Raw genomic sequence first — 9,936 nt, forward strand, 5'->3', positions numbered from 1 at the left:
GCATACATTTGTCCGTAAGCTCGACTAAAATATGCATTTCGAAGGATATAAGGTCCCCTTAGCCAGCAGTTGAATATAGACCATTCATTGAATTTGTTTCACATTTCTCCGTAGTCTAGAAATTTTATAAATTCTATTATTGCAAAAAACAACCAATGAATACTTTAATGATGCGATGATATTCTTACTCGTAATTTATTTAACGAATTATGATTATTTTGTCTTTTGTAAACCTCTTATTATGATCGATACAAGCAGTATTCCTAAATATCCCCCTGTAATAGGCGAAACCACAAAAATACCAATTATATTCCTGCTCGAACTAAAAAGTAACTTCATACTGGTTACAGCTACAGCTACAACAACTACTGATGTCCAGAAAATAACTTTTTGTTTTGTTGTTACTGTTGGCATTATCGTTACCGTTTCATGGTGTCGATACAAAGAACTAATTATCATCCAGATTAGCAAGAGTAATCCGGATACCGAAAAAGAATGCTGAAGTATTTTGTAAAGAGGTAAATTATAAATCATTAATTCTCTTAGAGGAGAATATCGCTCAACAAAGTAACCATTAAAATGCGTAAACCCGTCGATAAACACATGTGTTAAGAAACCAATAATCACAGATAGGATATACACTACCCAGCCCTTAGAATTCAAACTCCACTTGCTCAAGGTATTGTATGCTCGTTGATCGATATTATAGTTTGAAGGAAGATGCAATACTAAAATCTCCTTAACGATACTATGGAAAATCACGGCAAGGATCACACATAGGGGAATCGCCTGCAAAAATAGTCCTGTTAGAGAATGTCCTATACTTTGATAGGGCTCAAGCATAATAAAATATTCAAAATCAGGTGACATACTTCCTAGAATCAAGCCGGTAGCACTAAAATATTTTGGTTTCACATATTTAAACGGAAGTGCAAAAATAGGATGAGCAAAGGTAAAAGGCATAATCATCTCCTAGTGTTTTTTTATAACTTCTTAGCAACAAAGGTAATAGAGTCTGTTGTCAGTTTTACAGCTTGTCCTTTTCTTTCAATTTCATATTCTAATTGTTTTACAGATTGTTGTTGAACTTCCCATCCAGTGTACTGATCAACTAATAATTTCATCATTTGCTCTGTAGATAAATTCACTTCAAACATTGGATCTAATTCCTGTCCATTTATAAGGTTTACCTCTTGTATGCTCGATCCGATAATAATGCAATTGGTCCCATTTGTTTTTGTTCCATAAATCATTTCATTAAGTTTTCTGTGAAGTACCTTCTCCGAACTTACATGTTCCAAAGAAGACACTGCTAAAATAATGTCATACTCCTCCTTATCGATAACGAAATGTTCAATGTCTGATAATCTTGTCACAATAAAGGGTTCGACCCCAAATTTCTGACTATAACTCTCTAATTTTTCTATGGCCGACTCTAATAAATCCACGCAAACAACCTTACCATTTCTGTTTTTCAAGAATTCTGCTATGGGTATACTATTCCTACCAATCCCAGCTCCTAAATCTAATACACTTAAGTTTTCTTGATCTCTGTATTCTTCTAATAGATCAATTACCGTCTTTACGGGTCTATGTAGCCAGGAACCTGGCTCGAACAAATTATAACTATCGTAACACAAGTCATGATATCTCTTCTCTTCCGTTCTTATATTCGCTACTCTGTCCATACCACACCTCGAGCTTTCCTTATTACATATTTTAAAGTAAGCATTGTACTGCGTTCAGATAAAACCCAAAATACTACATATATAGGATTTTTTAATATTACACACTATGAACCCCCTATGATAAGGAAGGAGATGGTTAACATAGAGCCTACTCATCTACCACATCATAGCTATATCCACGCGACGGAGCTAGCTATTCAATACATGAAGGAGCATCTTGATGAAGAAATAACTTCAGAACAACTCGCTCATCTGGTTGGTTACAGCGCCTATCACTTCACGAGAATATTTAAGCAGGTAACAGGAATTTCACCACGCCAATATTTGTCCGCCTTGCGAATGGAATCAGGTAAACAAGCGTTACTGAAACAACCTTCGTTGCTAATGAAGATTATCCTCTCGATCGGCTTCCGAAGTACCGGCTCCTTCCATCATCGGTTCAAGCAATTCGTTGGCCTATCACCTAAGAAGTTTGCAGCCACCTCTTCTGAACTAGCCTCCCATATGAATCAGTATGAACACACACCCTTAACATCTGACAAACTGCCATTCTCACCACGCATGTACATTCGCTGTCAGCTAGAGACACCACCGGATTTTCGCGGTCTATTATTCGTAGGGCTGTTTCCACGCCCCATTCCTGATCAGAAACCAATCATCGGCACTGCGCTCAATATGAACAATCGCGAATGCCTATTTACTGATATCACACCTGGTACGTATTACATACTTGCAGCAGGTATTCCTTGGAGTCGTAATCCTGTTGACTATTTTAAGCTGGATGCATGTTTGCGAGGTAAAAATGATGAGCCTGTTGAAGTGGATCATACAACGAAGTTGCACGTAAAGATCCTCTTAAGGGACCCACTCCCCTATGATCCACCAATCGTCGTTAATTTACCTCTGCTATTGTTTGAGAAATTTAACCGAAAGAGAGCAAACTAGAAGACTTTACAAGCTAAATAATCCTATATACTTAAACCAATTGATAGTAATCTTCTTGAAAAGAGGTGATCAGATGAGTCTTGTATCTCAAATTGGTCGTGAAAAGTAATCTAGAGTTGGTATGGAAGGCATGGACTGAATCGGATCGTCTATCAGAATGGTTTGCACCAGAAGTATTAGTCGACTTGAAGAAAGGTGGAAGACACGAACTTTATTTCGATCCGAATCATAAGCAATCGATGAGTACCATTGGCTGTAAAATACTTCATATAGACGCACCATATTCCCTCATCTTTGAATGGAAAGGTCCTAATCCGTTTGCTGAGGTCATGAATGATCCCGCAAATCTAACACAGGTCGAGGTAAAGTTGAAAGCTGTTTCCATTGGTACACTCGTTATGTTATGTCATTCGGGATGGACAGAATCCGAACCAGAAGCTGGCATGAGCAAGCTTGGGAGCAGATGCTTTCAAGTCTTAAGAGTAAGTTAGAGGCTGGCCACGAATGTTGTGCTGTCAATAAATAATCTGGAGGTATGAGTGTATGCCAAACATCGCCGTCATTTCTATTAACGTAGCAGATATGACAACAGCTATTGATTTCTATTGTAATAAATTAGGATTCGAAATCTCAACCCAGTATGATGATTCACTGGTAAGCTTGAAGCATGAACCTATTCCGATTGTACTCTGTCAAGTGGAGCTTTCTACTCAAGTTCAGTATCCAAGAGAATCACAAGTTGTAATTGGACTCCAAGTCGAGGACCTAGTCGCTTCCATTAAGCAATATAAGCAGTTGGGTATCGAAGTGCTCTACGATGAACCTCGCGAGTGTCCTCCAGGCATCTATAGCGTCATTGCAGATCCGTTTGGCAATGTAATTGAACTGTTGGAATATAGATAATTAGTAAAACCGTTACTTGCATTTTCGAGTAGCGGTTTGTCTCATTGCTATCAGACATCGATCAATACATGGGAGCCAGTTCCATCTCCGATACTAGAATTGTGATTTGATACTGCATCAAAAAAAGGACCCTATACCACGTGCCGTTCAAACGTATAAGGCAAATCAAAGTCGCAATACGGTTGTTAGCTCTTCTTCAATAATTTCGCCGCTGTCACGGAAACCGAAGCTTTCATAGAGCCTTTTTGCGGGCAAGTTATCAGCCTTATAAGAAATCCAGCAATATTGTGCGGGGCCTGCCGGTAGAGTGCGGATAAATTCTAAAATTCTTGTCATGGCTTCTCGGCCGTAGCCCTGATTCTGGTATCTTTTATCAATCATTAGTCGCAGGATACAATAGCTATCATTTACAAAGGATGGCACTTCATATCCAGTAATACCATAAGTCATCATCACAAAACCAACCGGCTCTTCATCCGCGTAAATCGCAAACGGAAAGGGATGACCACCATTGGTTACAAGGACATAACACGAAGCCATACTTGATAAATTGGACGCTACGAAGCGACGTTGATCGTCTGAAACCTCCAAATTGAAAATAGCACGTCGATTTTCTAGTGTGATCTTTCTGAGCGTAATCATGCTGGGCTTCTCCCTTCATATCTAAATTATTGAGTTTGGATATTATATCATCATTTTCCATGTTTTATGGCGATAGTCTGCCCACTAGCTAAAAAAGGCTACCGTTCAATCGGTAGCCAGGATGAAGTACTTATGTCTTTTATTTTCCTAGAAATCCACCTTCAGACTTAATCACTTGCCCCGTAATCCACTGCGAATCATCACTCGCTAAGAAACTAATGCCTCTAGCTGCATCTTCTGGCAAACCGATTCTTCCCATTGGAAACATAGGTAAAAAATGAGTTTTCATCTCATCCGTTATCCACCCGGAATCCGTAGGACCCGGATCAAAACCATTGACTGTGATATGAAGCGGAGCTAAACCAACAGAAAGAGGTTCAATTAATCCAATTAATGCACCCTTTGTCAATATATAAGCCAGGTTATCAGGGTCAGGCCCTTTAGAAACCATAAAAATAATTCTACCTGGAGTCCCCTTTGTATAATTCTTTTCGAACCTTCTGGCAAATTCAGTACTGAGTAAAACCGTGCCACGATTGTTCACTACATAGTGTTGATCTAACGAAGTGATGCTCAGGTTCTGATAATTCGTGGGCACGCAATAAGCTGCATTGTTAATTAAAATGGAAGCATTTCCTAAAGTTTGTTCTACCTGATCCATAATCTTTATTGAGATTTCAGGATTGGAAAAATCTGCTTCCATGTGACTCGCCCTGACTCCCAAGCTTTTCAGTTCTGCACAAAGTTGCTCCGGCCATTCCTTTTCTCCACCATTCCCTTCCGTTTCATCAAAAGGATGCCAATGCGTAAAGAAAATATCTGCCCCCTGGCTTGCAAGTGAACGGCATATGGCTGTTCCGATTCCTGTGGATCTGCTTGCTCCAGTAACGATTGCTATTTTATTTTTCAATGAGTTCAACTCTAGTACCTCCATTCATTAATTAGGAGGATAGGCACCCGCTCTAATTTTCATAGCTGATTGGCATTGAAGGATTTTCGACACACATTCATCTATGGAAAACTTGTCTGTCTCTACGATCACATCCGGGCTAACGGGCTCCTCATATGGAGAATCAATACCCGTAAAATGCTTGATTTGTCCGGCTCTTGCTTGTTTATATAGACCTTTCGGATCTCTCTTCTCACAAACATCCAAAGGGCATTGAACATAAACTTCCATATACGATTCTCCTATCAGAGAACGGACTTTGTCACGTGTGGAGCGATACGGAGAGATCGAGGCAACGATCACATTCAGGTTCGCATCAAGCAGAATCTTAACAATCTCACCAATTCTTCTACCAACTTCCAATCGATCCTTTTCGCTAAATTGCAGATCCTGATTAATACCTCTCCTCAATGTATCACCGTCCAGAATGTAGCAATTCTCAATGTGATTTTTCAGTTCCTCTGCAAGCGTCGTTTTACCTGAACCTGATAGTCCAGTTAGCCATATCATTTGATTCATAGAGACGTACCTCTTCCTGCTAGATTCTATTGTTAAAATACTTTGTATAGTTATTCTAGCTTAAACACAATTTCATTACCTGTCCCATCCTTCTTTAAGGGTGAACTAAATTCCCTGAACTCTAAATTTATACCGGAGATATCATCAGGAAGCGGCGGTGATACTACGTAGTTATAAGCTGCATGGCCTGATGAACTTCCGCCGTTCGTCATTCGACTATCGTACGTTTCTCCTATATACAGCTCAAAATGGTGAAGTTTATTGGCATATAATTCAGAGGTAATATCCCAATCCATACTAAGCGTGATAACACTTGCATTCCTGTATTGTCGTATAGAGGTCAGTGTATAGAAGAACTCATCTGCCTCAATAGATTGTAGAACAGCAATATGTTTTCTAAAACCCGTTGGCTCGACCATCGGCTTAAAATGTTCTTCACTAAATAATGTCCCAAATACCGATTTTAAAAAATCCTCGTAGAGTTCAAACTTCGCCGCCCAATCTGAAATATACTCAAAAGGTGGGAATCCTGGATTATTATCCGAGCCTTCCTTACGTTGTTTTATCAATGCACAAATCTGCTCATCGATATCAGTAATTCTTTGATCGTAATGCTCGGTTGGGCGTATAAACTGCATCCGTTTCATCTTAGTCCTCCTTATTGCATTTCTTTTCATTCATATGCTCATTAGACTAGCGTTACTTCAACAAACTATTTTATACATTTAAACACGAGAAAAAGTGGGATTCTCATCCTTCTCTTATACTCTCCTACACTATTAAAAAACTGAGGATTTGGTTTACATTCTCTAATATCCTCTATTTTAAATCCAACATGTTTCAGTGACTGAAAATACTCTTCAAAAGTTCTGTGGTACTTAACTACACTTTCTCCAATCCAAGGCTCCATTCTCTTACCCATTTCAAAATAGTTATCGACGATCCAGTCCGACTTTCTTTCTGAAGTTGTTGCACTTTTCATGGATGATGTTAGAACCGGATGCTGTACACTAAAAATAAACTGACCATTAGGGATAAGCGCACTACGGATACTATCAAAGATTGGTTCTAGGTCTTGTAAATAATGAATAGCCAATCGAGAGATTACCAAATCATATTTCTCTTTTGGGTAATTCCAACTCTCCATAGTAGCATGGTGAATCTCACTTTTAGATGTATTTAATAGTTCTTTTGCCGCTTTGACCATATTACTTGAACCTTCCACACCTTCGTAAAAGATACATCCCTGCTCAAGCAACTCATATCCGAACTTAGCATCCCCGCATCCTAAATCGAGCACCTTTTTCCCAAGTACATCGCCCATAAAATCATATATAACCGGCTTTTCAATAATGTTATTTGGGCTATCCGCTCTGTTCCTTCTTAATAAATAGTTATAGAAAAAATCCGCATTGTCATACACTGATGACCCTTTGTAATCCAAAAAAATACCCCCTTGCTGTTTAGAGTATACTTTTGGGTAATTTTAGCATTTAAAATAACCTTATACTACCGATAATTTCATTTAGCTCTTAAACCTATCATAAAAAAACACCCCAGAGAGTCTCTCTGAGGCGTCCAATTCCTTAGTGTTTGATTGGCAACGTATAGTATCCAAAAGCAAGATCAAGTATTGCACTCGCTTCTTGGCGAAGCAAAGGCTTTTTAGAACGAAAATCGACAGTCCCGTCATCATTCACTTTTGTATCTGGATCGACGATGCCTTGAGAGACTAAGGCTGTGATCGCATCAGCGGCCCAAACATCTGTATCCCCCTTAAGCGTGATTTCCGATGCTTTCTTAGCTTGTTTTAAATTTTGAATCATAACGGCTGCTACTTGTCTTGTGATGACAGCATTACGATCAAAACCAGGGATTCCTTTTTTCGTTAATTCTTTATTCCCCTCAATTAAATGAGGAAAGCCGTACCATCCATGGGCAAGAATTAGAGCATCCATAAACTCACCTTGTGTCATGGTTTCCTGTGGTTCGAAATTGTTGCCAGATTTAGCACTTATCACATCAAGCGAATACAGGTTGTCGATGTAAGATTTATAAGCGCTCTCCTCAGATACATCAGCGAATGCTGGCTTCGTGTGCACCTTACGAGCATCTGAAACAAAGTCTGGGCTATTAGGATTCGTATAATAAAAATATTCGATCTGATCGTTATGATCTTTTTTAAAGGCCAATTTATTACCTGATTCATCTTCGAACAATAGCGGATTAATCATTCTTAACGTATGTGTACCGCTAGTTCCAGTTTCCATAATCAGATTGCCATCTGCGTAGGTGAAGTTCGATTTCAAGAAATAGAATCTTGTGTTCAAATAAGTTCCAGTATATTTAGCAGCTTCTGATGCAGGCAATGGGAGATACGTTGGCGCCTCTGGCGCTTTCTTTTCAGGGAAATAGTGATCCATCAAGGCTTCATAAATATCTAAGCTCATCATTGTGTCATTGTTATAAGACATATAGAAAGCGGTATTCTCCTCGGGCAATAATACGATCAGGGATTGATGACCAGGCATATTCCCCCCTTTGAGAACCACATGATGGCCGTTCATCAGATCATTACGATACCCTTCAAATCCTCCAATCGTCGTCATCGGAAGCAATTCATTCGCAAAAACGGAGTACGTTTGCATCATCTTTGTGGTTTCTTTACTAATGATTTGCTTTCCATTCACGCTACCCTGTTGTTGAAAAAGAGTTAAATATTTAGCCATATCTTCTCCTGTGGAAAGGATGCTGCCCTGTGGCCCATCAGTAGGAGCATGCCCAAAGGTTGGATGAGGTTTTCCATCTGGACCATAATGTGTGGCCATTCTATCTAAAAGCTCTGGGGTAAAACGTGCACTGGTAGAGTCCATCCCTAACGGTTTGAACACCTGGTTCTCCATATACTTATAAAACGGGATACCACTTATGTTCTCAATCGCGTAACCCGCAAGTAAAAAGGCAAAATTATCATAGGTGTAAGCTTCACCTGGTGTCCGAACGACCGTCGGCATATGCTCCGTCATAAACTTTTTCATGGGGATGTCTTGATCTACATATTCCGGTGCAACAAAGTTAGCTTTATCCGGGTAATCAAAGCCCGTTGTGTATGACAACATACTTCTTAAGGTTAACGGAGTTTCCGTTTCATTAGGTACTTTCATTCCTCCAAGATACGTATTGATATCGTGATCAAGATCCATCTTTCCTTGTTCCACTAGCTGCAGAGCTGCTAAAGCGGTAAATGTCTTCGAGACGGATGCGATCTGAAAGACGGTATTCTTATCGACAAGGGTTTTCTTTTCTTTGTCCGCATATCCGTACCCTTTATTCACAAGCACCTTTCCGTCTTTAACCACTACAAAATTGGATCCGTTCACATTGTATTCCTTCATTTTCTGCGCAAATATAGGGTCCGCGAAAGTCTCGATTTCTTTTCCATTAAAAGCTACTTTAGCGCTGTTTGACCTTTCCTCCGTCGTAGTTTGAGCTTCAGTCGTGTTTGTTGCGTTACTGGAGACTGGTGCTGAACATGCTGTAAATACAGCTGCTGATAATAATAGTGCGATGACGCTGAGCCTGCGTGTCTTTTTCTTCATAATCCATTCTCCTCTATAGGGTTATTTGTGAATTCCGAATCTGTTCTGAGTATCACAAACGGAATGTCATTCTCGCTAGAAACGTTCTGTCACCACTTAGCTTTGTTACATGTCATATGACGTGTAGGCTAATCAAAAAAGACACCAACAAGGAGTCAGTGTCTTCCATTTCGTATATTAGTCTAAAGAAGCTTATAGCCATCTTGAAAAATTTTTATGCGTTACTTTGATCTGATTTCGTTCGGCCCAAGCTTTTAACTGTTTCATCACTTCATCTTCATCTTTTTGGGACAAAAAATTAAAACATAATTTATAAGGAACAAATTTATTCACTTTAGGTCTAATCCCAACTACAGGACTAAAATATCCCTTTATATAAATATCATTAATCCGCTCTGCTTCTATTCTTAGATCTTCTATTAATATAGATTCCGGTTGAATCTGAATTTCAACAACCCTTCTGATGGTAAATATCCTGTAGACTAACACGAATGCGACAATCAGACAAATAATAGCCTGACCATAAAGTAAACAAGAAAGCACCAAATCGTCGCTAGCGGTATAGCGATAGTTCAGGTTATAAATTTGAAATATTTGAATCCCCATTAGCAGACTGATATACACCAGCAGCGGTATTAACGACGGACGCCTTACTCTATAAACCCCTATAAGATCCATGTGCCCCTCCTTT

Annotated in this window: 12 protein-coding genes; 3 read left to right on the plus strand and 9 right to left on the minus strand. The window is 39.3% G+C overall.

What is annotated here, in order from left to right; all coding sequences use genetic code 11:
• Positions 1–213 precede the first annotated feature (213 nt).
• Together CA598_RS30060 and CA598_RS30065 are read right to left on the minus strand one after the other, a co-directional pair.
• Positions 214–963, minus strand: coding sequence for a DUF4184 family protein (locus CA598_RS30060; RefSeq protein ID WP_094878859.1), 750 nt, complete (start codon positions 961–963; stop codon positions 214–216).
• 20 nt (positions 964–983) lie between these two features.
• The gene (locus CA598_RS30065; RefSeq protein WP_094878860.1) at positions 984–1,688 is read right to left on the minus strand and encodes a class I SAM-dependent methyltransferase; all 705 of its coding nucleotides are present in this window, start codon (positions 1,686–1,688) and stop codon (positions 984–986) included.
• Positions 1,689–1,820: 132 nt separating this feature from the next.
• Here CA598_RS30065 and CA598_RS30070 point away from each other — a divergent pair, with 132 nt between their 5' ends.
• The 3 genes from CA598_RS30070 to CA598_RS30080 all read left to right on the plus strand — a co-directional run bounded on the left by CA598_RS30070 (position 1,821) and on the right by CA598_RS30080 (position 3,536).
• The gene (locus CA598_RS30070) at positions 1,821–2,633 is read left to right on the plus strand and encodes a helix-turn-helix domain-containing protein (RefSeq protein WP_094878861.1); all 813 of its coding nucleotides are present in this window, start codon (positions 1,821–1,823) and stop codon (positions 2,631–2,633) included.
• A gap of 80 nt (positions 2,634–2,713) precedes the next feature.
• Positions 2,714–3,124, plus strand: a complete 411-nt coding sequence (locus CA598_RS30075; RefSeq protein WP_256990711.1) for an SRPBCC family protein — start codon at positions 2,714–2,716, stop codon at positions 3,122–3,124.
• A 52-nt stretch (positions 3,125–3,176) separates the two neighbouring features.
• On the plus strand, positions 3,177–3,536 hold the full coding sequence (locus tag CA598_RS30080; protein WP_094878862.1) for a VOC family protein: 360 nt from the start codon (positions 3,177–3,179) through the stop codon (positions 3,534–3,536).
• A 165-nt stretch (positions 3,537–3,701) separates the two neighbouring features.
• On the opposite strand, the gene CA598_RS30085 is transcribed toward CA598_RS30080, so the two are convergent.
• The 7 genes from CA598_RS30085 to CA598_RS30115 form a co-directional block, all read right to left on the minus strand.
• Positions 3,702–4,178, minus strand: coding sequence for a GNAT family N-acetyltransferase (locus CA598_RS30085; RefSeq protein WP_094874754.1), 477 nt, complete (start codon positions 4,176–4,178; stop codon positions 3,702–3,704).
• 139 nt (positions 4,179–4,317) lie between these two features.
• A complete protein-coding gene (locus tag CA598_RS30090) occupies positions 4,318–5,097 on the minus strand; it encodes an SDR family oxidoreductase (protein WP_094874755.1) in 780 nt (259 codons plus the stop codon).
• An 18-nt stretch (positions 5,098–5,115) separates the two neighbouring features.
• Positions 5,116–5,700 carry an adenylyl-sulfate kinase gene (cysC, locus tag CA598_RS30095; RefSeq protein ID WP_306440494.1) on the minus strand — a complete coding sequence of 195 codons (585 nt, stop codon included), beginning with the start codon at positions 5,698–5,700 and terminating at the stop codon, positions 5,116–5,118.
• Entirely contained in the window at positions 5,697–6,293 is a 597-nt protein-coding gene (locus CA598_RS30100; protein WP_094878864.1) for a hypothetical protein, read from the minus strand. Before CA598_RS30100 ends, cysC begins: the two co-directional genes overlap by 4 nt.
• A 65-nt stretch (positions 6,294–6,358) precedes the next feature.
• Positions 6,359–7,090, minus strand: coding sequence for a class I SAM-dependent DNA methyltransferase (locus CA598_RS30105; protein WP_094878865.1), 732 nt, complete (start codon positions 7,088–7,090; stop codon positions 6,359–6,361).
• A gap of 142 nt (positions 7,091–7,232) precedes the next feature.
• Positions 7,233–9,245, minus strand: a complete 2,013-nt coding sequence (locus CA598_RS30110) for a serine hydrolase domain-containing protein (protein ID WP_094878866.1) — start codon at positions 9,243–9,245, stop codon at positions 7,233–7,235.
• Between the two features lie 192 nt (positions 9,246–9,437).
• The coding region (locus tag CA598_RS30115) for a hypothetical protein (RefSeq protein WP_218832634.1) at positions 9,438–9,936 on the minus strand (499 nt) is incomplete at its 5' end.

It is taken from the genome of Paenibacillus sp. VTT E-133291 (assembly GCF_002264395.1).
Lineage (GTDB): Bacteria > Bacillota > Bacilli > Paenibacillales > Paenibacillaceae > Paenibacillus_AQ > Paenibacillus_AQ nitricinens.

Bases quoted from the DNA above. Each gene is read 5' to 3' on its own strand.
- CA598_RS30070 (WP_094878861.1), top strand. From the start codon at position 1,821: ATGGTTAACATAGAGCCTACTCATCTACCACATCATAGCTATATCCAC.
- CA598_RS30060 (WP_094878859.1), bottom strand. From the start codon at position 963: ATGCCTTTTACCTTTGCTCATCCTATTTTTGCACTTCCGTTTAAATAT.
- CA598_RS30065 (WP_094878860.1), bottom strand. From the start codon at position 1,688: ATGGACAGAGTAGCGAATATAAGAACGGAAGAGAAGAGATATCATGAC.
- CA598_RS30110 (WP_094878866.1), bottom strand. From the start codon at position 9,245: ATGAAGAAAAAGACACGCAGGCTCAGCGTCATCGCACTATTATTATCA.
- CA598_RS30100 (WP_094878864.1), bottom strand. From the start codon at position 6,293: ATGAAACGGATGCAGTTTATACGCCCAACCGAGCATTACGATCAAAGA.
- CA598_RS30085 (WP_094874754.1), bottom strand. From the start codon at position 4,178: ATGATTACGCTCAGAAAGATCACACTAGAAAATCGACGTGCTATTTTC.
- CA598_RS30080 (WP_094878862.1), top strand. From the start codon at position 3,177: ATGCCAAACATCGCCGTCATTTCTATTAACGTAGCAGATATGACAACA.